The organism is Pseudoxanthomonas sp. LjRoot143 (assembly GCF_964252945.1).
In the GTDB taxonomy this organism is placed as follows: domain Bacteria; phylum Pseudomonadota; class Gammaproteobacteria; order Xanthomonadales; family Xanthomonadaceae; genus Pseudoxanthomonas_A.
This window is the reverse complement of sequence record NZ_CAXUPM020000001.1, coordinates 1,000,800-1,027,287: the sequence shown is the minus strand read 5'-3', so window position 1 is coordinate 1,027,287 and position 26,488 is coordinate 1,000,800. Positions and strand designations below refer to the sequence as shown.

Genomic DNA, 26,488 nt, shown 5'->3' with positions numbered 1-26,488 from the left:
CCGATGACCGACTTCCGACTCACCCGACGCGAATTCGTCAAAGGCTGCGGCGCGGCCGCCATCGTCGGCACCGCCGGCAGCAGCCTGATGTTCGCCGATCCCGTCGACGCCGCCGTCAACAGCTACGACACCGTGGTGCACCTGTTCCTGCGCGGCGGCATCGATGGCCTGAACCTGGTGGTGCCGATCGACGGCGTGGACCGCGGCTTCTACGAGGAAGCGCGCCCCAGCCTGAAGATCGACACCAGCGGTGCGTACGGTGCGTTGCCGCTGACGCTGTCCGCCGGCACCGGTACCGGCTTCGGCCTGCACCCTTCGGCCAATGGCCTGCGCGACCTGTGGAACGACGGCAAGATGGCCATCGTGCACGCCTGCGGCATGGCGACGACGGTGACGCGCAGCCACTTCGACGCGCAGCTGTACATCGACCTGGGGACGCCGGGCAAATACGGCTCGCCGACCGGCTGGATGACCCGCGCGTGGGAAACGCGTCCGAACGGCACCGGCACCCTGCCCGCGCTGGGCGTGGGCGGCACGCAGCCGGCGGGCCTGATGGGCGCGATCGACGCGATGACGATGAGCAGTCCGTCCGACTTCTCGCTCAACACCACGGCCTGGAGCTGGCAGCGCACGCGCACCGATTCGCCTGCCGGCCTGCGTGGCGTCAACGAAACCGTGGCCTCGCTGTGGAATGGCCAGACCGGCCTGGAAACCAGCGGTCGCCGTGCCGACGGCGCGCTGCGCCTGATCGGCCAGCAGGGGTACGCCAGCCTGCCGGCGACCTGGCCCAACAACGGCTTCGCGCAGCAGCTGTGGACCATCGCGCAGACCATCCGCTTCAACCTGGGCCTGCGCTACGCCACGGTGGATCTCGGTGGCTGGGATACGCACGAGGGCCAGGGCACGGCCGGCAGCGGTTACCACTACTACCAGAACAAGATCGCCGAACTCTCGCAGGCACTGTCCGCGTTCTATGCCGAGCTCAACGGTACCGGCGAGATGGCGCGGGTGACGGTGGTGGTGCAGTCGGAGTTCGGCCGCCGTGTGCGGGCGAACGCCAACGGCGGCACCGACCACGGCTACGGCAACCCGATGCTGGTGCTGGGCGGCCCGGTGAACGGGCGCCGCTTCTACGGCAGCTGGCCGGGCCTGAATCCGGAAATCCTGTCGCCCACGTTCGGCGACGTACCGGTGACCACCGACTATCGCCGCGTGATGTCGGAGATCCTGATCCGCCGCATGGGCAACGCCAACCTCAGCCAGGTCTTCCCCGGCTACGCCGGCTACGCCCCGCTGGGCATCATGCAGGGCACCGACCTGGCGCCGAAGGCAGACGACACGGCGGTCACCGCCACCTCGATTCCATCGCTGGTCGTACCGGACGCGTCGTCACCGACGGCGCCAATAGAACGGCCCACCGAGCGCGCGGTGCCCGACTGGCAGCGCCGTGGCCCGGTGGACCGCATGCTGGTACGGCGCGAGCGCTGATTCGAAGGCGACTTGCCCTGGCTGCATCGCCGTGGTGAGCTAGGCGCTCGCCATGGATGCGGGGAGATCGCAAGGATGCCTGTATCGCGTTCGTACCACCTGTACGTGGTCTTGTTGCTGGTAGTCGTAGGTGGCCTCGGATGGTGGATAGGGCGCACCCATTCCCCGGCGCCCCACGCATCGGATACCGCCGGTGCAACGGCATCGGCCGCGCCGACGGCCCTAGAGAACCCCGCGCTACCGGAACGCGCCGCGGGCAAGCCGCGACCGCCCAACCGTCCGTTACCGGACCTGCAACTGCCGCTGCGCGACGTGCTGCCCGACCTGCGCGCCCGCGCGAATGCGGGTGAGCCGGATGCCGCCTGCAGGCTCGCGGCCGAAATGGAGTACTGCGACCGCATTGCGACGCAACTGTCCAGTATCTCGGAGGCCATGAAATCGACGAACGTCCGCCTCCCGCAAGGCACCAGGATGACACCCGAACTGCAGGCGACGGTTCGCCAGACGCAACAGGCGATGGCGGCCGGCGCAGAACGCATGTTGCAGGAAAGCGCGCATTGCGAGGGCGTCCCTGCGGTCAGTGCCAACCAACGCCTGCAGTACTGGCGCACCGCGGCCATCGGCGGCAACGTGGTGGCGATGCGCCACTATGCGGTCGGCAACGCATTCCGGATGAACGAAACGCTGGAGAACCTGGACAATCTGCGCGTCTACCAGCGCGAAGCGGAGACCTTCGCCAAGCGCGCGGTCGCCGAAGGCGACCTGTCTACGGTCCTCGCACTTGCCGCGGCCCACAACCCCGCCCAACCCGGCCAACGCCACCTGCTGGCGCAGGCGGTGACGCCCGACCGGTCGCAGGCTCTCGCGCTCTATCTGTATGCGCAGTCGCTGATGCGCGATGACGAGCGTTTCGCCACGCCACGGACGTTCATCGATCAGACCGTGCGCAATCTGGAGCAGGATCTGGACCCCCCTGCTCTGGCCCGCGCGCGGGCGCAGGCGGCGGACCACATGCGTGTGCAGCCGACACTCGCCGCGAGCGTACAGGGTGCGGTATTCGGATATACCCGCGACGTGGAGCGCCAGGAGTGCGCATCGCCATAGCCGCTCGCAGCGCGCGGGCTCACCCCGTTCGCGCGCGCCACGCCTTCAGCAACTCCGCTTCCTTCTCGCGGGTGATGCCGGCATTGAGCTTGGCCTGGCGTTCGGCCGGCAGGCTGCGGAACCACGCCAGCAGGTCCTGCACGGTGGTGGCCAGCGGACGGAACGTCAGGCCGGCGGCGATCGCCCGCTGGTTGCTGACCGAGCCGTAGCCGGCGTACTCGCTGTCCTTGGACGGCACCCAGATCGGCAGACCGACCTCCTGTTCTTCCAGGAACTTGGGCGTCACGTGCGTCAGCGTCATGCCGCCACCAGTGACGGCCTGGCAGCCGTGCAGCATGGCGTCCATCGACAGCGTGTAGTCGGGGCCGCAGGCATTGAAGACGCCGGTGGTCTTCGCTTCGGCCAGGCGGATCATCCACTCGCCCAGGTCGCGGCCATCGATGATCTGGATCGGGTCGCTGCCCTCGCCCGGCACCAGGATCTCGCCACCCTGCGCCACCCGGTGCGGCCAGTAGGTGAAGCGGTCGGTCTCGTCGCGCGGGCCGACGATGTAGCCCGGGCGCACGATGGTGACGTTCTTGCCGAACTGCTTGTGCGCCTCGGCTTCGCTCAGTGCCTTCAGCGGGCCGTACAGGTTGCCGATGTCGGCGCGCAGCGATTCCTGCGTTTCCGCCATCGCATCCTTGCCCTTGTACTGCGCCAGCGCCGACGTCTCGTTGATGCCGGGCCTGCTGCCATCGGCATAGACCGAGATGGTCGAGATGAAGAGGTAGTGGCCCACATTGCCCTTCAGCACCTTGCCGGCGTCGCGCACCCAGAACGGCAGGCTGGTGGGGTTGTCGATGCAGACATCCCACTTCCGTCCCTTCAGCGCGGCCAGGTCGCCGGTGTTGCGGTCACCGTGCAGTTGTTCGACCTCGGACGGCCACTCGGGCGAAGGCCGCTTGCCGCGGTTGAACAGGGTGACCTTGTGGCCGCGCTTCAGCGCGTAGTCCACCTGGAACGGCCCGGTGAAACCGGTACCGCCGAGGATCAGGATGTTCAGCGGCTTGGCCGCCTTGCCGACGGGCTTGGCCTCGTTGGCGGCGGACGCGAACGACGGCAACGCGGCCGCGGCGGCGGCCAGTGCGCCCAGCTTGAACAGGTCACGACGGGTGGTCATGCGGGTGCTCCCCAGCTATGTCAGGAAAGCGACTAGATAGCACTGCCATCGGCGTCCCACCCCTGCCGGAAGTCGTTGTGACTTCCTGTGCGCCTACCACGGGCACCCTCGCGGACGGCCGTGGCACGGGTTCCGGAGGGCGTTGCACGAGGCCTTCGCCGCGAGCAGGCCCCGGCGCGACCATGACGGCCCCGGGGATCCGACGCCGACCGCTGGGGCACGAAAGAGGGCCGACAACCTCCCGCGTTGGATCTCCGGGACGGAATGATGGATCCGAAACATCCAATGCCCGATCTTTTCGATGGAAAGGCCGATCGAAAACATCGAACGCTGGATCTTTCCGGTGCAACGACCGATGAAAAACATGCAACGCCGGATCGTTTTGATGGAACAGCCGATCAGAAACATCCAACGCCGGATCTTTTTGGTGGAACGACCGATCAAAAACATCCAACACCGGATCTTTTTGATGGAACGGCCGATCAGAAACATCCAACGCCGAACCTTTTTGTGAGAGGAAGGGCGCAGGACCGGGCCGGGGTTGGCGCACGACAGCGCCGCCTCATCGGCCCCGCGGCGGTGGCCACGGCCGCCCTCCCCCTTCCCGTGCGTTGAACCCTTCGGGGACCCCTGACCCATGGAGTGACGCGATGCCCGCTTCCCAGTCGTTGATGACCACCCGCCGCGGCGAGTTCCGCACGCTGTACCGCGCCCTCGCCCGCAAGCCCGCCGCCTTCGCTTCCACGCCCATCGTGTTCTGCGAAGGCGATTCGTGGTTCTCCACGCCGCTGTCGATGAACCTGCTGGACTGGCTGGTGTACCCGGCGCCGGAGGACGAGAAGAAAGGCGTGCCGCTGTTCGGTGCGGGTGGCCTGTTCTTCCGCACCGAGGACAGCGGCGACCTGGCGGTGGACATGTTCACCGCGCGCGGCATCCGTGACCTGTCCACCTGGTACCGCGGCTTCGAATTCGACCTGGTGCTGATCAGCGCCGGGGGCAATGATTTCGTCGACGTCTTCCTGCAGACAACGTTCCGCGGCGCCGGCCAGATGAGCCCGGCGGCCGCCTTCCAGCGTGTCGTGGCGACCGGCCGCTACGAGGAAGTGCGGGAGCGCTACCGTGCCTTCGTCACCGCGTTCCAGGCCATCCGGCCGAACACCCCGATCCTGGCGCACACCTACGACTACCCACGCGAGCTGGGCCGTCCCGCGCAGCTGACGCTGGGCAACCTGGGCGCGGCCGCGCTGTTGAAGAAGGGCGTCGGCCCGTGGATCGGCAACAAGGTGGCGCACGTGCTGCCGCGCATCGAACAGCAACGCGAATTCGCCCGCCTGCTGATCGACGGCTTCGTCGACCACGTGCTGGTGCCGCTGCGCGACGACCGCAGCACCGGCAAGGTGTTCGACTTCGTCGACCTGCGTGGCGTGCTGACGAACAGCAACCAGTGGTTCGACGAGATGCATCCGACCGGCGCCGGCTTCGCCGCGCTGGCGACGAAGTTCCGCCAGCAGATGCGGGCGAAACTGGAGATCAAGCTGGGGTGAGGCACCACGCGGCTTCGTAGGATGGGTGGAGCCGCAGGCGGCTCTTAACGGCGAAGCCGGTCTACCCATCATCGCCTCAGCGGACAGTCCACGCGATAGGTATCGCCTGCGGCTCCACCCATCCTACAGGCCTACGGTGCTACGGAGTCATGGCGGCTGGCGGTGTGGGCGTCGATCGCGCTCGTGATCGCTACCGTGTCCTCGTCAGTACCCTTGAGGAGCGAAGACAGCGCTGCACCACGAAAGAAGCGGGCCAACGAGAGGCGGCTTCCGTTCCCTGCCGTCGTCCAGAGATTCTTGTCCTTGAGGGCGCAGAAGCCGGCCACCATCCGGATGCGCTGGTCGGTAATTTCCCGCGGCACGGATGAGGCGGCGTCCATGACGGATACGGCCTCTTCGACATAGATGTCGTTGTATTTGCCTGCTGACCTTTCGGCGTAGTCATCAACGACGAGTTCGGCGAACAATGCATTGCGGTACTTGTTCGGCTCGCGACGATACAGCAATACACCCGACAGCAGCCTGACGGCGCAGGCGTCGGACTCGAGCCACCCATCCGAAACCGGATCCGTATCGTTGCCGATGAGCGCCTGGAGGGTGAGAAGCTGTGCGACCGTCTCGCCCTCAAGCGCTATAGGCGCCGATGGAGACGCCACGGCGAGAGCGCTCCAGAGCGTCGAGGTCGCCATGCAAGCCCACATACCGATGCTCTGCACTGGCGACTCCCTGCCGAACGAGACCGAGTCGAGTATTTCGCCGACATGGAAACCATGTCAACGAAGGACGGCGTGAACGATGACGGCTAATGCCAGGTGTCTTCCAGATACCGCGGCTTGCAGGCGAGATAACCACCGATCACCAGCACCACGATGCAGGCGGACAGGAACGCCATCGGCAGCGCCCAGCCATGCGTGTAGTCGTGCAGCAGGCCGAAGGTCAGCGGACCTGCGCAGGACAGCGAATAGCCCACGCCCTGCATGAAGCCGGACAGCGAGGCCGAGCCTTCCGGCGTGCGCGTGCGCAGGTTGATCATCGTCAGCGACAGCGGGAACGTGCTGGGCCCCAGGCCCAACAGGGCCACCCACAACCACGGTGCCGCCATCGGCGCCAGCAGAAGGCCGGCGAATGCCGCCGCATAGAAGCCTGCGCAAACCACCACCACGATGAAGGGATTGCGCATGCGCACGGCGATCTGCGGCATGGTCAGCGACGCCACCAGTCCCAGCGCCGAGAACAGCGCGACCATCGTGCCGCCCAGCGCAGGCGTACCACCGGCTTCGACCAGCAGCTTCGGCAGCCAGGTGAACATCGAGTACGTCACCAGCGAGGTCATGCCGAACATCAGCGCCATGCCCCAGGCCACCGGCGAGCGCCAGGCGCGGCCGGTCGGACGCGGTGCCGCCAGTTCGGGCGCTTCGTCATCGACGGTGACCGCCGCGTCGTGCACGCGCGCCAGCGGGCTTTTGTGTGCCCGCTCCTGCCACAGCAGCAGGCACCACGGCACGGCCGCAGCGGCGGCGAACACCGCCCACAGGCCCAGCGAAACTCGCCACCCGGCGGCGTCCATCACCGGCACCGCGACCAGCGCCGGCAAAATGGTGCCCGCCTGCAGCACGGTGATGTACAGCGTGCTGACCGTGCCCACGCGGTCGGCGAAATAGCGCTTCACCAGCGGTGGCAGCACGATGTTGCCGATGCCCATGCCGGCCAGCGCGGTCAGCGAGGCCGCCATCAGCGCCGTCGTGTCGCCGGCCGCACTGCGGAGCAACAGGCCGAGCAGCGCCAGCAGCATCGCCAGCAACGCCGTCCGCTCCAGGCCGATGCGGTGCGCCAGCGCCGGCGTGGCCGCACCGAACAGCGCGAACGCGGCGGTCGGCAGCATGCCGAACACCCCGGTCATGGCGGCACCGAAACCGAACGTATCGCCCAGCGTGCCGAGCAGCGGCGTCAGCGAGGTCACCGCGGTGCGCAGGTTGAAGGCCGACAGCACGATGCCCAGCAGCACCAGGCCACGACCGGACCAGAGCGAGTCCGGCGCGGTGGGGAGTGTCTTCGTTGGATCCATGGCCGTCATTATCGGCGATGGCGTGCGACAGGACGTCGCACCGCCGGGGACGGTGTGTCCTGCACGCTCCGGCCGTTCACTTCCGGGCGGGACGCGCAGGAACCGTGGGGCGCCGCGCGCGCCCTGTCATCGCGGCGATGTCGCGCGTTTCAGTGGGCCGTCGCGGCCGGTGGTTGCGTCGAAGGACACCGACGGTTCAACGCCTGCACGAGGTCGCGGTTCGCGAACGCCAGGCCGCGCTGCAGTTCCGCATGCAGTTCCTTCTCGCTGCCCGCCCAATTGAGGGTGGTGGCCTTGGGACGGATGACGAACGCGGGATGGCCATCGACCGATACATCGAGCACCACGACCGGTGTGTTCACCTGATTGGTCTGGCTCATGTAGAGCCGCTTCAGCCGCACGGTGACAGCGAGTCCCTCCGCCGTCGGCGCCGCCGCCAGGCCGGATTGCACCAATTGCTCGCGCAGCAGCCGCGCGGCGTCCTCGAAGCGGAGGTCGAACTTCCCGTACATGCCGGCCGATTCGCCCTGCGGCCTGTCGTCGACAACCTCCACCAGGCGTGCAGGACACGCCAGTGCGGCGGTGGTTTCCGTCAGCGCGAGGCGGTCTGCCCGGATCGCCGTCGCCTCCATCGGCGTGATCGAGGCGCAGCCCGCCAGCAACGCCACGGCTGCCGCCATGGCGCTACGGGCCAGGATCAAGGCGTGCCACCCGCGGTATCCGCGGCGGGAGCGGACGCAGGCTCCGGCGCCTGTTCGCCACCGCTCTCCGCGGGGGCCGCCGTGGCGGCATCCGCCTGCACGGGCGTCGATGCAGGCATCGGTCGCGCGGTCGCGGAAACGGGGTAATACCCGTGCAGCGCGTGCCCATAGCTCTTCCCCATGCGCGTCCACACCCAATGGTCGCCGACGCGCACTTGCTGGCCGTCGAAACTCTTGCCGCCGAACGCGGTGGACCCGCGCTTCGGGATCAGTCGCTCCGCGCGTCCCTCGCTGGAGAAATCGTAGACCACCATGTCCGTCACCTGGACGATGCCGAAATCCAGCATGGCCGGCAGCGCGCCATCGCCCAGCTGCGTCCACAGCTGCGCGTTCTGCTCCGGTTCGTTGTCCGGGGCGTGTTCGATCGGGAAGCGGTACTTGTAGAGGAAGGCATCCACCAGCTTGACCTTGGGTTTGCCATTGGAGCGCAGCGTGCGGTTGATGCGCTGCGCGTCCAGCCTCACCGTCAGATTCTCGAACTTGCTGTCCATGCTGAGGGTCGGCGTGATCACCAGCACGCCGTCGGCGGGCTCGGCGCTGCAGCCGACCGGCAGCATCGGAATGACGCCGCCCGGCGTCGTGCACACGGTGATCCGGGGAGCGGGCGACAGCCCGGCCACGGGAAGCTTGGCCCGCAGTTCCGCTTCCAGACGTGCGTTGGCGGGATAGTCGACCAGCAGGTCGCGGATGGCGCCGATGCGGCTCTCGCCCTTCTCCACGTTCGACTTGTCGATCGAGTTGCCGATCCACATGCCCAGCAGCCCTCCCACGCCCGCCGAGACGGCCTGGCCGGTGGCGGGAATCTCGTAGTCCAGTTCCTGCTGCGCCAGCACGATCTCGATCTGCAGCGCCGGCGCCAGCGGTCCCGGCGGAAGGCCCGCATCTGCGGCATGCACGGGAAAACCGACGGCGGCCATGCATGCCACCATCCACATCGATGTCTTCATTGCTCCCCCTGGAGTCCTTGTCGGATGCCGTTCGAGCCCCGCCTGTCCTCCCCAGGACCATGGCGTGGCGGCCGTGGCGGAGTGTGCCGCCGTCGGCACGGGCTTGGCGATGGGCCTGCGGCGTCCGCCCGAAAAAGAAAAAGCGGGCCGAAGCCCGCTTTCCCCTGTGCCGCCCGATGACGTCCGCGGTTCGACCCGTCAGTAGGTACCGGTCATGTTGACGAACCAGCCCTTGTGGTCGAAGTCGAAGTCCGTCAGGTCGTCGCTGAAGCGGGTGAAGTTGTAGCCCGCACCGAGGCGGAAGTGCTTGTTGAGGTCGCGATCGACGCCGGCCAGGAAGCCGTGCCGTGCACCGCCGTCCTTGACGTCGAGCCAGCGGTACTCGCCCAGCGCATGCCACTTGGTACGCAGTTCGTAGCGCGCCTGCACCGCGGCGAAGGTGGTGGCCGAATCCAGCCACACGCCGGTGCCCCGCCCCATGCGCACCTCGCCTTCGCGACGCGACAGCTTGCCCGCGAACTCCCAGTGCTGGTCGTGCTTGTACACGCCTTCCAGCGAGACGATCTGCGAACGCTGGTCGTACTCGGCGCCCCCCAGCTGGCCCATGCTCGCCAGGTCGTACAGGTAGGTATAGCGGCCGAACACGCCCCAGCGCTGGCTGTTCCACGGACGGTAGGCGAAGCCCAGGTTGCCTTCGATGAAACGGGCGCCTTCCTGCGGGTTGAGCCTGTCGTCGGTGTCGGCGTAGTTCAACCGCGCCGCGATGCGCCAACTGTCGTTGATGCGATGGGTCAGGCGCGTGGTGCTGACCCACTGCTCGCGCTGCTCGGCACCGGTGTCCTCGCGCCATTCCAACTTGCTCTGCCAGTCGGTTTCAGGCGAGGTACGACCACCGGACACGCTGACCGCGCGACGATCCACCACACCACCGGTCTGCGCGTTCTCCAGTTCGCCCTCGGACAGGGTGAAGCCGGTGTTCCAGCCGCGCGCCGGATAGAAATCCATGCCGAAGGTATGCGCCAGGCCGGACTCGTTGCGCTCCTTCAGGAACTGGCTTTCGTTGAACACGTTGACCTGGCTGGAGAGGCGCCAGCGCTGGCCGAGCGTCCAGCCGTTCTGTCCCTGCGGGTTGAACAGCGAGTCGTAGCCGGTCGTGTCGGTCGAGTGAATGTAGCCGCCGTAGAACGTGTGCTCCGGCGTGATGCGGTACTCGGCATTGACGGTCGCCGCATTGCCGCGATCGCCATCCGTCACTTCCGCGCCCACCGACGAGTTGTCGCCGAACAGATGCTTGGCACCCAGGGTGAAAGCGTCGTTGTCGGCGTAGCGGCCGCCGTCGTCGTCCACGGTCAACTGGGCGACGCCATACACTTCCCAGGCGCTGCCGATGCGGTGCTGGTACTTCAGCGCCGCCAGCGTACCGGCCGCGTCCAGCGCGCCGCTTTCCTCATCCACGCGGCGTACTTCGAGGCCCAGCGTACCGTCGTCGTTGAGGCGCCATTCCAGCGTGGCCTGCGCCTGTGTCAGCACGTCCGCACCGCGTTCGGCACGGGTGTAGCGGCTGTACAGGCGGATGCTCTCGTTGAACTGTCCCAGCACCTCGGCGCCGTACTCGGTCACCGGCAGGCCGTTGTCGTAGCGCGAGACCGAGTAACCGGCATCGGTGCGACGCCACCAGGTACCGGCGCTCCAGTCCTGCTCGGTCCAGCCCAGTTCCTTGAAGTTGGCGCGCGCCTCCAGCGACTTGGCCTCGCCTTCCCGGTTCAGTGCGGTGCCGTTCTGCTGGATGAAGCTCAGGCCGCCGTTGTCGGAGAAGAACGCGGGCAGGCCGAACGATTCGCTCTTCGCGTATTCGGCCTTCACGAACGTGCCCTTGCCCGCCTGCAGGGTGAGGTCGCCGCCCTTCAGCGTGTAGTCCTCGCCCGCGCGGCTCTCGTCGATGTAGGTCGCACCCACGCCGACATGGTCGCCGAACCAGTGCTTGCCGCGCAGGCCCACGGTGAGTTCGTCCGCGTCGAAGCCGGACGGCACCCATTCGTAATCCACCAGCAGGCGCTGCTCGAAGCCGTCCAGCGGCGTGTCGCGGGTCAGCGTCGGATGGTTGTCGCGGCTGATCTGCGCCAGCGGACGCGTCAACAGGATGCGGCCCTGCAGTTCGTCGATCTCGTAGTCGGCCCCGCGCTGCAGCACCACGCGGTGCTCGGTGCGGCCGGTGGTCCGGTCGCGCGTTTCCAGCGTCACCACGTCCGAGCCCGGCAGCAGGTCGGTGTGGCGCAGGTAATACAGGCTGCCGCCGGTACCGATGAACTCGTTGTGGCCCGGCGCGCTTTCCGGCTGCGAACCGAACACGCGCAGTTCGCTGCCCGCATCGCCCCAGCGGTTGCTGGCGTTGGAGCGCCAGTTGAGCGCCGCACCGTACAGCGAACGCTGGTACTGGGCGAACTCGGTGCCGGTGATGCCGGTGCTGTAGTTGCCCCACAGCGCCTGGTTCTTGTCCCAGTCCACGCGCAGATAGAAGCGGCCCATCGTGTCGACGTCGCGATAGGTATTCGAATCGTCGCCGTAGACCGGGTAGTACAGGTCCGGATCGAGGCGACGGAAGATGTCCTGCGGATCGGCCTTGGTGAAGCCGTCGAACAGGCGCTCCAGGTCGCGCTCGGTGGTGTCGGCCTGTGCCGTGACCAGGTACTTGCCGGCGTACTTGGCCTTGCCGTAGAACGCGAGACGACCGTCGCTGATCACGTCGTCCTGGTAGCGCGCATCGTTCTGGAACGATGCCGACGAGCCGCTGATCCTGTTCTGCGCGATGGTCACGTCCGCCAAGCCGACACCGAAGAAGTAGCGGCCGGTGACGTCGACATCCAGCGTATGCCCGGGCGACGGCGCCTGCGCATCGTTGCCGCGTCCACCCAGTGCGATGTCGAAACGATGCCGGCCCACCGGGACCAGGTATTCGGCGACGAACTTGCGCTCCAGGTCGACCGGGTAGTCCTGGCCGTTGATGCTCAACGACGCTTCGCCCGGCAGGTTGCGGCCCTGGATGCGGATGCGCGACCCGTACAGCGGGATGTTCTGCTGGCGCAGCCCGTTCTCCGCGAACACGCTGTCGATCAGGCTCTGGGCCTGCGCCTGCTCGACGCTCAGCGCACTGCCCAGCTGGCGTTCGGTCGCATTGCGCACGGCGGTCGCACCGCGCTCGGCTTCTTCCGGCGATACCAGCTGCAGCGTGCGCGGCAGCGTTTCGTCGACCTGGCCGTTGGCGCCCGTGGCGCGCAGCACGTAGACCAGTTCATCGCCCTTGCGGAAACGGTACTTGGCCGGCAGTTCGCCGCTCCATTCGACGCGACTCACTGCCGCCACGTCCAGCGGCACGGTGGCGAGCGGTTCGATCAGGTCCGCATCGGTGGCCCGATACAGGCTGATCTCCAGGCGCTCGATGAAGGCCGGGTAGTTGCCGCGCACGTAGAACTGCACCGGCTTGATGACGTTCGTGCCGTCGAAGGCGGCGAACGATGGCGCGGACACCGACAGTTCCGGCTGGCCGAGGGTGGGATCCTCGGTCGCCCAGATCACGCCGCCACCGGGCAGATCGATCGAGAACTTTCCGGTCGCGACCGCCTTGCCCGGCGATGCCGCCTGCACGGTCACGCGCCGGTCCGGCTGCAGCGTGGCCGAGGAGGACCGTGCATCGGTCCCCGTGGTGGCCGGATTGTCGTAGCTGCGCGTGCGTACCGTGAAGAACAGCCCATCTTCGCTGGTGCAGCGCTCCCCCTCGCAGCTCACGGTCGCGGTCGCCGCGTCCGCGGGTGCGCTGGTTGCCTCCTGCGCCATCGCGATCGGCGCGGCGCCGGCCAGCAGGGAGATCAACGTGTAGTCCAACAGCTTCATCTTCATGCGCTTGTCCATGACCCGCCCCCTCATTTCCGTGCGCCGTTCGGCGCGACCGGGTCGTTTTCGATTTCCACCCGCAACGTGGCGCGGGCCGATGCACCGAGTCGTGCGGCGAGGGCGTCGAACACGGCCTTCGCGCGCTGCATCCCGAGTGCGGTGTTGTAGGCATGCGAGCCGCGCCGGTCGGCGTGGCCCACGATGACGACGTTGCCTCCCCCCTTGCGTTCCAGTGCGGCCGCCATCGCGTCCAGCAGCGGCGCGAACTCCGCCCGGAGCGTCGCCTTGTCGGTGTCGAACAGCACCGTGCCGAGCACGGTCGCGTCATCGCGCACGCCGGCCACCAGCGATGCCGGCTCCTCCGACCGGGCGCGGATGCTGACCACCAGGGACTGCGTGGCGGCGGCGTCGAGCTGCGACAGCAGGGCATCCCTGACCGCATTGGCGCGGTCCAGCGCCAGGCCTTCGCCCTCGCCATCGGCCTGGATCACCACCTCCCCGCCCTGGTGCTCGCGCACCTTGGCGGCCATGGCGGTGATCAGCGGCTGGTACCGCGGGGGCAGCGCGGCGCTGCCCGGTGCGAAGTGCACCTCACCCAACTCGAGTTCCAGCTGCTCGCTGCCACCTTCGATCACCTGCTCGGGCAGCACCACACCCCAGTCGAAGCGCACCGGCACGCCCGGCGTGACACGGCGCAGCAGCGGGTTGTCGGTGGTCATGCGGGTACCGGCCGGCAGCGTGGACGGATCCACCTTCAACACGACGTTGCGTCCCCGTTCCCACGCGCCACCGGACACGCCGGCCAGGTGGTAGCGGCCGAACTGGTCGGTCTCGATCAGCAGGCCTTCCACCGTGGCGATGCGCACGCCCGGAACACCACGCTCCTCGATGCCGGCGTTGCCGATGACGTAGTCGACGACGTAACCGCCCTCGCCCTGCGCGACCCGGCGCTCCACCGTCGGCATCGCCGCCGTGAGGCCCTTGGCCGCTTCGCCGCTAGTCTCCAGCGAGGTCACGCCGTTGCGGTCCATCCGCAGCGTCACGCCCTGGTCGCTGGTCAGCACGAAGTCGTCGGCGAACGACAGCTCGCGCAGCGTCTGGCGGATCACCACCTGACGGCCCTGCACCGGATCGGCCTCGGACTGGCGTCCGGCCATTGCGCCGACCTCGATGCCGTGCAGCAGCGGCGCGCTGGCATCGGCCTGCGGTTGCGGACCCGTACCGCGGTCCAGCGTCGTCGAGCCGGCGACATAGACCTCCGGCGCGAAGCCACCCTGCACGCGGACGCCGCTCAGCGCCGCGCCATCCTGCCAACCGTCACCGTCGCGGTCGTTGAAGACCGTGCCGAACACCAGGCTGTCCTCGACCATCGCGTCGGCCACCAGCGCCACTTCCGCGGTCGCCACGTTGGACAGCGGTTCACCGGACGAGGACACCGCCTGCGCCTGGTTGACCAGCGTGCCTGCGCGCGCACCGGCACCCACACGCATCATGTACACCAGCCTCGCCGTGCCGCCGACCGGGATGTCCAGGCCTTCGAAACGCACGGGGTGCTGGCCGGACACCGTGGCGGCGTTGTCGCCATCGCTGACGAGCAACGAACCTTCCACGTAGCTGAGACCGGCCGCCGGCGTATCGACGATGCTGCCGCCGACCAGCGGACCATCACCCAGGTTCTCCACCGTCACGGTGTAGCGCACCAGATCGCCGGTCTGCACATCGCGCACGCCTGCCGTCTTGGTCACGCGCAGCAGGGCCTCGCCACTGACCACCACGATGGCATCGGCCGTATCGCAGTTGGTCGGGTTCAACACTTCGCAGAGGGTGTACGGATAGCGATACGTCCCGGGCGGCGTGCCCGCGGCGATCGTCACCGTGCCGTCCGGATTCATCACCAGTCCCGCGTGCGGCGAACCGCCCGGCACCAGCGTGACCTGGCCGATCTGCGCCGGACCGCCACCCAGGGTGTCGTTGCCCAGCACGCTGGGCGACGTACCACCACCGCCACTTCGGATCGGCACGAATGCGTCGTCCTCCGCGTTGATCGTGGCGGCCACCACGGTCAGCGAGACCACGGCATCGTCGCAGTTGTCCGGATTCAGCGTTTCGCAGATGCGGTAGCCGATGGTGTACGTACCCGCGGGCGTTCCCGCCGGCACGGTCACCACGCCCGATGCCGGATCCAGCGTCGGCACCGGACCGCCATTGATGGAGGTGGCCGGCGTCGTCACCGTACCGGTGATCGCCGCAGGATCCACCGCCACACCGTTGATCACGTCATTGTCGTAAGCGTTGCCAGCCGATGGCACGCCGGTGGCGCCGTTCACGGAAGCCAGGAGGTCGTCCACCGCATCGATCACCGGCAGGATGGAGGTATCCACCGTGCTGGGCGGGCTGCTGACATCCGGCGGCGACGTGCCACCCGGCGGTGTCGGCGGACGGCCCGTCACCGTTGCGCTGTTGCGGACGTTGCCGGCCAGCACATCGGCAGGCGTCACGCTGTAGTTCGCGTTCGCCACCACCCGTTCACCGGGCAGCAGCTGCCCGGCCGCGGCCGGCCATGCGTAGGTCAGCGGACCCAGGCCGGCCAGCGCGTCGACCACCGACACATCCGTCAGGGTCACGTTGCCGGTGTTCTCCACCTCGAACTGGTAAGCGATCGTGCTGCCCGCGCGGTACGGACCGGTCGAGGTCACCGACTTCACCAGCGTGATGGCCGGCAGCTGTTCGGTCGCCGTATCCACCGTGCTCGGCGGACTGGTCACCGTCGGCGGCGTCGGACCACCCGGCGGGGTCGGCGGCTGGCCGGTCACCGTCGCACTGTTGTGCACGTTGCCCGCCGCCACTTCGGCCGCGGTCACGGTGTGCACGCCGGTGCAGGTCGTGCTCGCACCCGGTGCCAGCGTCGTCGCCGCACAGGTCGCTGCCGTATCCAGCAGCGCATCGTTCACCACGACATTGGTCAGCGTCACGTTGCCGCTGTTGGTCACTGCGAACTGGTAGGCGATCACGCTGCCCACGCCGTACGGACCGGTCGAGGTCACCGACTTCACCACCGTCATCGCCGGCAGCTGTTCGGTTGCCGTATCCACCGTGCTCGGCGGACTGGTCACCGTCGGTGGCGTCGGACCACCCGGCGGGGTCGGCGGCTGGCCGGTCACCGTCGCACTGTTGTGCACGTTGCCCGAAGCCACTTCAGCCGCGGTCACCGTGTGCACGCCGGTGCAGGTCGTGCTCGCACCCGGTGCCAGCGTCGTCGCCGCACAGGTCGCTGCCGTATCCAGCAGCGCATCGTTCACCACGACATTGGTCAGCGTCACGTTGCCGCTGTTGGTCACCGCGAACTGGTAGGCGATCACGCTGCCCACGCCGTACGGACCGGTCGAGGTCACCGACTTCACCACCGTCATCGCCGGCAGCTGTTCGGTCGCCGTATCCACCGTGCTCGGCGGACTGGTCACCGTCGGCGGCGTCGGACCACCCGGCGGGGTCGGCGGCTGGCCGGTCACCGTCGCACTGTTGTGCACGTTGCCCGCCGCCACTTCGGCCGCGGTCACCGTGTGCACGCCGGTGCAGGTCGTGCTCGCGCCCGGCGCCAGTGTCGTCGCCAGACAGATCGCCGCGGCATCCAGCTGCGCGTCGTTCACGATGACGCCCGTCAGGGTCACGTCACCGGTGTTGGTCACTGCGAACTGGTAGGCGATCACGCTGCCCACGCCGTACGGACCGGTCGAGGTGACCGACTTGATGAGGCTCAGCGCGGGGTTCTGCGCGGTCGCCGTATCCACCGTGCTCGGCGGACTGGTCACCGTCGGCGGCGTCGGACCCCCTGGCGGGGTCGGCGGCTGGCCGGTCACCGTCGCACTGTTGTGCACGTTGCCCGCCGCCACTTCGGCCGCGGTCACGGTGTGCACGCCGGTGCAGGTCGTGCTCGCGCCCGGTGCCAGCGTCGTCGCCGCACAGGTCGCTGCCGTATCCAGCAGCGCGTCGTTCACCACGACATTGCTCAGCGTCACGTTGCCGCTGTTGGTCACCGCGAACTGGTAGGCGATCACACTGCCCACGCCGTACGGACCGGTCGAGGTCACCGACTTCACCACCGTCATCGCCGGCAGCTGTTCGGTCGCCGTATCCACCGTGCTCGGCGGACTGGTCACCGTCGGCGGCGTCGGGCCACCCGGCGGGGTCGGCGGCTGGCCGGTCACCGTCGCACTGTTGTGCACGTTGCCCGCCGCCACTTCGGCCGCAGTCACCGTGTGCACGCCGGTGCAGGTTGTGTTCGCACCCGGTGCCAGCGTCGTCGCGGCACAGGTCGCTGCCGTATCCAGCAGCGCGTCGTTCACCACGACATTGCTCAGCGTCACGTTGCCACTGTTGGTCACTGCGAACTGGTAGGCGATCACACTGCCCACGCCGTACGGACCGGTCGAGGTCACCGACTTCACCACCGAGATGGCCGGCAGCTGTTCGGTCGCCGTATCCACCGTGCTCGGCGGACTGGTGATGGGAGTAGGCGGTGTGCCACCCGGCGGGGTCGGCGGCTGGCCGGTCACCGTCGCACTGTTGTGCACGTTGCCCGCGGCCACTTCAGCCGCAGTCACGGTGTGCACGCCGGTGCAGGTCGTGCTGGCACCCGGTGCCAGCGTCGTCGCGGCGCACGTCGCTGCCGTATCCAGCAGGGCGTCGTTCACCACGATATTGCTCAGCGTCACGTCACCGGTGTTGGTCACCACGAACTGGTAGGCGATCACGCTGCCCACGCCGTACGGACCAGTCGAAGTCACCGACTTCACCACGGTCATCGCAGGCGCCTGCGCAGTCGCCGTGTCTACCGTGCTCGGCGGACTGGTCACCGTCGGCGGCGTCGGACCACCCGGCGGGGTCGGCGGCTGGCCGGTCACCGTCGCACTGTTGTGCACGTTGCCCGCCGCCACTTCGGCCGCGGTCACGGTGTGCACGCCGGTGCAGGTCGTGCTCGCACCCGGCGCCAGCGTCGTCACCGGACAGATCGCCGCGGCATCCAGCTGCGCATCGTTCACGACGACGCCCGTCAGGGTCACGTCACCGGTGTTGGTCACTGCGAACTGGTAGGCGATCACGCTGCCCACGCCGTACGGACCGGTCGAGGTGACCGACTTGATGAGGCTCAGCGCGGGGTTCTGCGCAGTCGCCGTATCCACCGTGCTCGGCGGACTGGTCACCGTCGGCGGCGTCGGACCCCCTGGCGGGGTCGGCGGCTGGCCGGTCACCGTCGCACTGTTGTGCACGTTGCCCGAAGCCACTTCGGCTGCGGTCACCGTGTGCACGCCGGTGCAGGTCGTGCTCGCACCCGGCGCCAGCGTCGTCGCGGCGCACGTCGCTGCCGTATCCAGCAGCGCGTCGTTCACCACGACATTGGTCAGCGTCACGTTGCCGCTATTGGTCACCGCGAACTGGTAGGCGATCACGCTGCCCACGCCGTACGGGCCGGTCGAAGTCACCGACTTCACCACTGTGATGGCCGGCAGCTGTTCGGTCGCCGTATCCACCGTGCTCGGCGGACTGGTCACCGTCGGCGGCGTCGGGCCCCCTGGCGGGGTCGGCGGCTGGCCGGTCACCGTCGCACTGTTGTGCACGTTGCCCGCCGCCACTTCGGCCGCGGTCACGGTGTGCACGCCGGTGCAGGTCGTGCTCGCGCCAGGCGCCAGCGTCGTCGCGGCGCACGTCGCTGCCGTATCCAGCAGCGCGTCGTTCACCACGATATTGCTCAGCGTCACGTTGCCGCTGTTGGTCACTGCGAACTGGTAGGCGATCACGCTGCCCACGCCATACGGACCGGTCGAGGTCACCGACTTCACCACTGTGATGGCCGGCAGCTGTTCGGTCGCCGTATCCACCGTGCTCGGCGGACTGGTCACCGTCGGCGGCGTCGGGCCACCCGGCGGGGTCGGCGGCTGGCCGGTCACCGTCGCACTGTTGTGCACGTTGCCCGCCGCGACTTCGGCCGCAGTCACCGTATGCACGCCGGTGCAGGTCGTGCTGGCACCCGGTGCCAGCGTCGTCGCCGCACAGGTCGCTGCCGTATCCAGCAGCGCATCGTTCACCACGACGCCCGTCAGGGTCACGTTGCCGCTGTTGGTCACCGCGAACTGGTAGGCGATCACGCTGCCCACGCCGTAAGGACCGGTCGAGGTCACCGACTTCACCACCGTCAGCGACGGCGCCTGTGCGTCGACCGTCGTGGTCACCGGGGTGCTGTCGCAACCGGCGACACAGTCCGGATCGCCACCACCGGTCACGGTGGCCGTGTTGGCCGCACCGCCGGCCGCAATGGGCGTCACGTTGATCGTGATCGTCACAGCGCCGCCCACCGTGAGGTCCGCCATCGCCACCGTGCAGGTCACGTCCCGCCCGGCGATCGCGCAGTTGGGCGTCGCACTGTTGACGGTCATGCCCACGGGCACGCTATCGGTCACGACAGCATCAGCGGTCGCATCGGCGGTGCCGGTGTTGCTCACGCCGATGGTGTAGTCGAACGGAACACCGGTGATGGCTGTCGCCGGTCCGCTCTTGGTGATTTCGAGTTTGGGGGCGTTGATCGTGGTGTCCACGGCCGGGCTGCTGCAGCCGGTCGCACAATCGGGGTCGCCACCGCCCACGACGGTCGCCGTGTTGCTGACGGCGGTGCCTGCGGCTGCCGTCGGCGTCACCGGGATCACGTAGCTCACGCTATTGCCCGGCGCGTTCGACAGACCCACCGCGATGGTGCACACCACGGTCTGGCTGCCCGCCGGGTTCAACACGCAGTCCGCCGGCAAGGTGCCGATCGTCAAGCCTGCCGGCACCACATCGGTGACCGTCGCGGTCGCCGATGTCGCCGCCGTGCCGGTATTCGTCACGGTGATGGTGTAGTCGTACGCCACACCGACCACGGCGGTGGCCGGGCCGCTCTTCGCGATATCGAGGCTCGGCGCAACGACCGGCGTATCCACCGGCGCGCTGACGCAGCTGCCCGCGGTGGCGCAGGCGGGATCGCCACCGCCGGTCACGCTGGCCGTGTTCGACACCGTCGTGTTGTTGATGCCGCCCTGCGGCGTCACCGGAATCACGAAGCTCACCGCATTGCCGGGCGCCACGTTCGACAGACCCGCGGCGATGGTGCATTCCACGGTCTGGCTGCCCGACGGATTGGTCGCGCAGTTCGCGGGCAAGGTGCCGATGGTCAATCCGGTCGGCACCACGTCCGTCACCGTCGCGGTTGCCGACGTCGCCGCGGCACCGGTATTGGTCACCGTGATCGTGTAGTCGAACGGTACACCGACGACGGCCGAGTCGGGCGCGACAATCGATGCGGTCTTGGCGATGACCAACCGCGGCTGGCTGACGAACGCCACGTGGAACGCGCAATCCTGCGTCACCGGCGTCACGTTGTAGGTGTAGACGCCCGCCGTAGGACCACTCAATGTGGCCTGGCAGGTGTTCGCGCCGCCTGGCGTGGTGATGACCGGGATGTGCCCTGGCGTGGTGGGCGTGAGCGTGAAGCTGGTGCCCTGCCCGTCCTCGACCACCTGCGGCGATGTGCTGTTGAGCGTGCCGCCGGTGATGCTGGGCGTCACGATCCAGACCTGGGCGAACTCGGCGGTCACGTTGAGGTCCTGGGTCCCCATCCGCACGTAGCACTCGTTGCCGGTGATCGTCGTGCAGCCGCCGGTCCAGCCCTTGAAGATGGAGCCGTTGTCGGCAATCGCGTTGAGATAAGCCTCCTGGTTTTCGCCCAGGTTGTCCGTGCTGCACGCGGTCCGCGCGCCGCCGGAGGGGCACGCGAACGCCGCGGGAACCGCACTGATGCGCCCGCTGCCGGCACCGATGGTGTTGGCGGTGAGGCGATGCTGGGCCGCGGTGACCGGCGTACTCACGCCATCGGTGTTGTTGGCGGCGACGCTGTCGGACATGCCGGCAGGCGGCGTGACGCTGACGACGGTCACGACCGGCGTGCCGGCCGTGCCGGCGGTGATGCCGCTGACGGTGTAGACAAGCGATTGGCCCACGGGCAGGTTGGCCGTCGCGGTCGAAATCGGACCGGAACCGCTGCTCGTCGCACCACAGCTTGCGGTGCTTCCGCCCGGCACGGCACAGGTCCAGCTGGCCGTGCCATTCGCGCCGCTTAGCGTTTGCGAAACAGTCGCACCGGTAGCGGCGACCGGACCATTGTTGGTCACCGTTACCGTGTAGGTGACCGCGCCACCGACCAGGTAGGACGGCACACCTCCATTGCTGACGCTGACGCCGAGATCCACCAGCGTCGTCGCCGCCGGCGAGATCGTGGTCTTGACCAGCGGCCCGATGAACGGACTCACCGTGTTCGCGCGAACGTCGTAGTCACCATTGTTGATGACGTTGTTGGGTCCCGTGGTCGCGGCGCCCGCGGGTACGGTGAACGTCACCGGGAAGCTGCCGCCCGCCCCTGCCACCAGATCGCCCACCGGGCAATCGATGTAGCTGCCACGCGGCGGCGTGCCGGCGTGCGGCCCCGTGCACGTGGCGGGCCAGGAGCCCGGCACGAACGTCAGCGGCAGGCCGTTCTCGGTGAAGGGTGCTGCGAGCCGGACCGTAGACCCAAGTGCGTAGACGCCGGAGTTGTTGACGTAGTTGTAGTTGTAGGTGATCTGCTCACCAGGCTTGGTCGTGGAAGGACCGATGGCGGCGACACTGAGGCCCGGCATCTTGGAGCCGAACACGTCCATGTAAACCTGGGCGGTGTGATCGGCGGCGCCAGCAGAACAGTTGGCCACGTAGACCTTCAGCCGTATCTGGTCACCCACGTCCAGCCGACCATTGCCCGGCGAGATATCGAAGCCCTGCCAGTTGGTGAACTGGTAGGCACCGAACGACTGCCAAGGAATGCCCGATTGGTTGGAGTAGTTGAACGTGTGAAAGAGCTGGGTGTTGCCCTTCGTCAGGTTGATGACCTCGACGAAGAAGAACGGCTGCTGGCCTGCGGCATGATTGGGGTTGTTGAGGACAGGCGCCATCGCGAAGCGCAGATGGACCTTGCCGTCGACGGGGTCGACATCGCTCAACACCATGGTCGCTTCCTGCTCCATCGCGTAGCCCGCGCGGGCGCCGTTGCCACCGAGCTGGGAGGACGCGGTGCCGGAGAAGGGATAGCGGACACCATTGGTGCCGGTGTTGGCCGCGGTGCCTGGCGTGGTGAGGATGCGGACGTTGCCGCCGAAAGCGGTGTTCACCGTGTTGTTGCTGGCGATGGTCTCCTGCACGGTACCCAGCGTCAGCTGACTGCTGTTGGTAGGAGGTACCGTCGGCAGCGCACTGGAGGAACGGGTATAGCGCTCCAGCTTCCACTCGGAGAAGTTCTGCGCTTCGAAGCCGCCGTTCTTGATCTGCGCATGTACCGTCGGGACGAACAACGCCAGCAACGCCATCAATGCGAACGCAGCAAAGACGCCGCTCCTGCCTTTCCGTCGATCGGTCGTCCCGACCTGTCGTCCCTGTAGTGCCGCGGCAATCTGCATGATCCGTCCCGTTCTGAAGGCAAAAAGGCTAGAAAGCGGCACGGGCGATCGCCGTGCTGCTCGTGCGATAAGTGGTGGGCATGGCGCCATGCCCGGATGACGAGGTGGGCGAGGCGGTGCGTTGCACGGCCCGTCCACGGCGCGGTGGCCGCTCAATGCGCGTGCTCGCTTGCGTGGCCCGCGTCGTCCACCGTATTCACGGTGATGCCGTTCGGCAGCACCATGTCGCCGGCGCGCTGGCCGGGCTTGCAGCGCCCCAGCCAACGTCCTTCGAAGGGCACCGGTCCGGTGTTGTTCGAAGGCGTCGCGGGATGCTGGATACGGTAGGTTCCGTGGTAACGGGCCTGCATGTCGCCGCGGAGGGTCAGCTGCATGTCGATGCGCTGGCCGTGGGTCTGGCAAACGGTACTGATCTCGTGGCTGCCACCCGCGGCGTTCTTCTTGACCGTGATGCGCTGGCATCCTTCCCGTGCGGGAAGCAGGAACAGGGGAACGATGCGCTCCGCCTTGGCATCGGTGCACTGGAGCACCGTCATCGCGGGCTGCACGCGGCCGCCCGCACCCGACGGCGCGTGGGCCTGCAGCGTCACCTCCCACAGACCGGCTTTGCGCACGGGCAGGTCCGCATAGGGGTTGGCATGCGTATCGGCCGCCTGCGCGATGGCGGGCAGCACGGCCAACAGAAGCAGCAACGTGGTCAGCCATCGACGATCGATGGCGCGCGCGGTGATTTTCGAGCGCAAACTTCCCGCTCTGGCGCGCGTATGCGCACCGAGTAGTGAACTCATCGATGTCCCCCAGGCTCCCGAAAGCCTGTTGTTTGCCGCGATCGCCCCGGCATGCCCGGACGACCTCGTGAACCGGATCCGCCGCCGTCGCCGCGAGAGCGACCGGCAAAACCCGAAGCGGATCACCCCAAACTCAGGTGTGCGGGTCGTCCCGCCTCCCAAGTTGTCCTGCTAACCCCTGCAAGGTGACCCATCGGCTCACCTCATTCACATTATCGTCACTTGATGACAAAACTGAAACCGAAATTTCGTAAGAATCGAGAAATCGCATTACGCGAGGATCGTGATGCAAGTCGGATGCCAGAATGCGGCGCAGGTCACGCACTGACGGCCAACAACGCGCCAATCCACGGATTTCCGTCTCGCGAACGCCCGGAAGCGCTGGCACGAGGGTCTTCTGACTGTTCGCACACGACGCGCACAGTCCGTGGGAACGCCCCCCATCTGGCACAGCACGCCAACCACGCGGCGCATGGCGACTGCCGGACGCCAATCGATTGGCGGACGAACGGACATCAGCGCAGGAAGCGCTCCCTCCCACCGTCGTACCAGAGACCCAAAGAAAAAGCGGGCCGAAGCCCGCTTTTCCGTGACGCATCGCGATGTCGTGCGGCTTACTCGGCCGACACGCCCTCGCCTTCTTCCACGGCCTTGATCGACAGGCGGATACGACCCTGCTTGTCGACTTCCAGCACCTTGACCTTCACCACGTCGCCTTCCTTCAGCGCGTCACTGACCTTCTCGACGCGGTCGTTGGAGATCTGCGACACGTGCACCAGGCCGTCCTTGCCCGGCAGGATGGTGACGAACGCACCGAAGTCCATGATCTTGGCGACCTTGCCCTCGTAGATGCGGCCCGGCTCGACGTCGGAGGTGATCTGCTCGATGCGCGCCTTGGCGGCCTGGCCGGCGGCGCCGTTCACCGAGGCGATGGTGATGGTGCCGTCGTCCTGGATGTCGATCTGCGTGCCGGTTTCCTTGGTGATCGCCTGGATCACCGAACCGCCCTTGCCGATCACTTCGCGGATCTTGTCGGGGTGGATCTTGATGGTGATCAGGCGCGGCGCGAACTCGCTCAGTTCCTGACGCGGGGCGGTCATCGCGTGGGCCATCTCGCCCAGGATGTGCAGTCGGCCGGCCTTCGCCTGCGTCAGCGCCTGCTTCATGATCTCTTCGGTGATGCCTTCGATCTTGATGTCCATCTGCAGCGCGGACACGCCGTTGGCGGTACCGGCGACCTTGAAGTCCATGTCGCCCAGGTGGTCTTCGTCACCCAGGATGTCGGACAGCACGACGAAGTCGTCGCCTTCCTTCACCAGGCCCATCGCGATGCCCGCGACCGGTGCGGTGATCGGCACGCCGGCATCCATCAGCGCCAGCGAGCTGCCGCAGACCGAGGCCATCGAGGACGAACCGTTCGACTCGGTGATTTCCGAGACCACGCGGATGGTGTACGGGAAGGATTCCATCGTCGGCATCACGGCGAGCACGCCGCGCTTGGCGAGGCGGCCGTGGCCGATTTCGCGACGCTTCGGACCCATCATGCGGCCGGCTTCGCCCACCGAGAACGGGGGGAAGTTGTAGTGGAACAGGAAGTGGTCCTTCCACTCGCCGCCGACGGCGTCGATCACCTGGCCATCGCGCGCGGTGCCGAGGGTGACGGCGACGATCGCCTGCGTCTCACCGCGGGTGAACAGCGAGGAGCCGTGCACGCGCGGCAGCACGCTGACCTTGGAGGAGATCGGACGCACCTGGTCCAGCGCACGGCCGTCGATGCGGACCTTGGTCTTCAGGACCGAGGCGCGCATGGTCTGGTATTCCTGCTCGCTGAATTCCTTCGAGAGGTCGCCCGTGCTCCACGCGTTGGTTTCGGCCTGCGGGGCCAGCGTGTTGAGGATGGCCTTCTTGAGGCTGGAAATGGTGTCGCGGCGCTCGATCTTGTCGCGCACCTGGAACGCACCGGCGAGGCTGTCGCCCACGGCGTGGCGCAGCGCGGCGATCAGGCCTTCGTTCTTGGCCGGCGGCTGCCAGTCCCACTTCGGCTTGCCGGCTTCGGCGACCAGCTCGTTGATCACGGCGATGACCTTCTGCATCTCGCGGTGACCGAACATCACGGCGCCCAGCATCACCTCTTCCGACAGCTCGGCGGCTTCGGATTCGACCATCAGCACGGCATTGGCCGTACCGGCGACGACGAGCTCCAGCTTGGAGTCCTTCAGTTCGCTGACGGTCGGATTCAGCACGTACTCGCCGTTGATGTAGCCGACCTTGGCGGCACCGATCGGGCCGTTGAACGGCGCGCCGGTCAGGGCGACGGCGGCGGAGGCGCCGATCAGCGCCGGGATGTCGCCGTCGATTTCCGGGTTCAGCGACATCACCGTGGCGATGACCTGCACTTCATTGCGGAATTCTTCCGGGAACAGCGGACGCAGCGGGCGATCGATCAGGCGGGAGATCAGCGTCTCCTTCTCGGTCGCACGACCTTCGCGCTTGAAGAAGCCACCCGGGATACGGCCGCCGGCGTAGAACTTCTCCTGGTAGTCGACCGTCAGCGGGAAGAAGTCCTGGCCTTCGCGGGCCGACTTCGCCGCCACGGCGGTGACCAGCAGCACGGTGTCGTCGAACTTGACGACGACGGCGCCGCCGGCCTGACGGGCGATTTCGCCGGTTTCCAGGGTGACCTGGTGCTTGCCGTACTGGAAGGTTTTGGTGATTTTTGCCACGGGGGTTTCCTTGGGATGCCTTGTGCGGGTTGGACCTCACGCGACCCTTGTCGCGTGTGGCTGGCCGGATGCGTCCGGCCGGTGGTGCTGTGTGGGGCGGGCCCGGTGCGGCCAGCGGATGCAGCGCATTCCGTTCCCTGAAATGCAAACCGCGGCGCATCTCTGCGCCGCGGTCGGGGGTATATCAGCGACGCAGACCGAGCTTTTCGATCAGGGTCTTGTAGCGCTCGTTGTCTTTCTTCTTGAGGTAATCAAGCAGGCTGCGACGGCGGTTGACCAGCTGCAGCAGGCCACGACGGCTGTGGTGATCCTTCTTGTGGGTCTTGAAGTGGCCGCTCAGGTGCTCGATGCGGGCGGTCAGCAGGGCGACCTGCACTTCCGGGGAGCCGGTGTCGTTGGCGCCACGGGCGTTGTCGGCAATCACTTTCTGGGTATCGACGGACATGGTTTCTCTCTGTTGGATGCGTGGCCTGCAGGAACGCGGGCTGTCCTCCGCGCGCACCGCC

The 26,488-nt window shown here is 67.5% G+C and carries 14 protein-coding genes; 4 read left to right on the top strand and 10 right to left on the bottom strand.

From position 1 onward, the window contains the following. The first annotated feature begins 3 nt into the window (after positions 1–3). Positions 4–1,488 (top strand): DUF1501 domain-containing protein, encoded by a 1,485-nt coding sequence (locus ACSQ1W_RS04785; protein ID WP_436041913.1) that lies wholly within the window; start codon positions 4–6, stop codon positions 1,486–1,488. A gap of 312 nt (positions 1,489–1,800) precedes the next feature. Beyond that, positions 1,801–2,592, top strand: a complete 792-nt coding sequence (locus tag ACSQ1W_RS04780) for a hypothetical protein (RefSeq protein WP_436041911.1) — start codon at positions 1,801–1,803, stop codon at positions 2,590–2,592. Between the two features lie 19 nt (positions 2,593–2,611). Here ACSQ1W_RS04780 and ACSQ1W_RS04775 read toward each other — a convergent pair whose 3' ends face one another. Then, a complete protein-coding gene (locus ACSQ1W_RS04775; protein WP_436041909.1) occupies positions 2,612–3,754 on the bottom strand; it encodes an NAD-dependent epimerase/dehydratase family protein in 1,143 nt (380 codons plus the stop codon). Positions 3,755–4,021: 267 nt separating this feature from the next. Between ACSQ1W_RS04775 and ACSQ1W_RS04770 the strand changes: the two genes are divergently transcribed. Then, entirely contained in the window at positions 4,022–4,369 is a 348-nt protein-coding gene (locus ACSQ1W_RS04770; protein WP_436041907.1) for a hypothetical protein, read from the top strand. 35 nt (positions 4,370–4,404) lie between these two features. Continuing rightward, a complete protein-coding gene (locus ACSQ1W_RS04765) occupies positions 4,405–5,298 on the top strand; it encodes an SGNH/GDSL hydrolase family protein (protein ID WP_436041906.1) in 894 nt (297 codons plus the stop codon). Between the two features lie 131 nt (positions 5,299–5,429). On the opposite strand, the gene ACSQ1W_RS04760 is transcribed toward ACSQ1W_RS04765, so the two are convergent. The 9 genes from ACSQ1W_RS04760 to rpsO all read right to left on the bottom strand — a co-directional run bounded on the left by ACSQ1W_RS04760 (position 5,430) and on the right by rpsO (position 26,427). Continuing rightward, a complete protein-coding gene (locus tag ACSQ1W_RS04760; RefSeq protein ID WP_436041905.1) occupies positions 5,430–5,987 on the bottom strand; it encodes a hypothetical protein in 558 nt (185 codons plus the stop codon). A gap of 113 nt (positions 5,988–6,100) precedes the next feature. After that, positions 6,101–7,363 carry an MFS transporter gene (locus tag ACSQ1W_RS04755; protein ID WP_436041903.1) on the bottom strand — a complete coding sequence of 421 codons (1,263 nt, stop codon included), beginning with the start codon at positions 7,361–7,363 and terminating at the stop codon, positions 6,101–6,103. A 149-nt stretch (positions 7,364–7,512) separates the two neighbouring features. Next, complete coding sequence (locus ACSQ1W_RS04750) at positions 7,513–8,064, bottom strand: hypothetical protein (RefSeq protein ID WP_436041901.1); 552 nt, start codon at positions 8,062–8,064, stop codon at positions 7,513–7,515. Then, the gene (locus ACSQ1W_RS04745) at positions 8,061–9,071 is read right to left on the bottom strand and encodes a hypothetical protein (RefSeq protein ID WP_436041900.1); all 1,011 of its coding nucleotides are present in this window, start codon (positions 9,069–9,071) and stop codon (positions 8,061–8,063) included. Before ACSQ1W_RS04745 ends, ACSQ1W_RS04750 begins: the two co-directional genes overlap by 4 nt. Positions 9,072–9,269: 198 nt before the next feature. Next, the gene (locus ACSQ1W_RS04740; RefSeq protein WP_436041898.1) at positions 9,270–12,977 is read right to left on the bottom strand and encodes a hypothetical protein; all 3,708 of its coding nucleotides are present in this window, start codon (positions 12,975–12,977) and stop codon (positions 9,270–9,272) included. Between the two features lie 11 nt (positions 12,978–12,988). Beyond that, positions 12,989–22,471 carry a DUF7507 domain-containing protein gene (locus tag ACSQ1W_RS04735; RefSeq protein WP_436041896.1) on the bottom strand — a complete coding sequence of 3,161 codons (9,483 nt, stop codon included), beginning with the start codon at positions 22,469–22,471 and terminating at the stop codon, positions 12,989–12,991. A 152-nt stretch (positions 22,472–22,623) separates the two neighbouring features. After that, positions 22,624–23,214, bottom strand: a complete 591-nt coding sequence (locus tag ACSQ1W_RS04730; protein WP_436041894.1) for a DUF3617 domain-containing protein — start codon at positions 23,212–23,214, stop codon at positions 22,624–22,626. 659 nt (positions 23,215–23,873) lie between these two features. Further along, positions 23,874–25,982, bottom strand: a complete 2,109-nt coding sequence (pnp, locus tag ACSQ1W_RS04725) for a polyribonucleotide nucleotidyltransferase (RefSeq protein WP_436041892.1) — start codon at positions 25,980–25,982, stop codon at positions 23,874–23,876. 184 nt (positions 25,983–26,166) lie between these two features. After that, a complete protein-coding gene (rpsO, locus tag ACSQ1W_RS04720) occupies positions 26,167–26,427 on the bottom strand; it encodes a 30S ribosomal protein S15 (RefSeq protein ID WP_162336597.1) in 261 nt (86 codons plus the stop codon). Between the last annotated feature and the right edge of the window lie 61 nt (positions 26,428–26,488).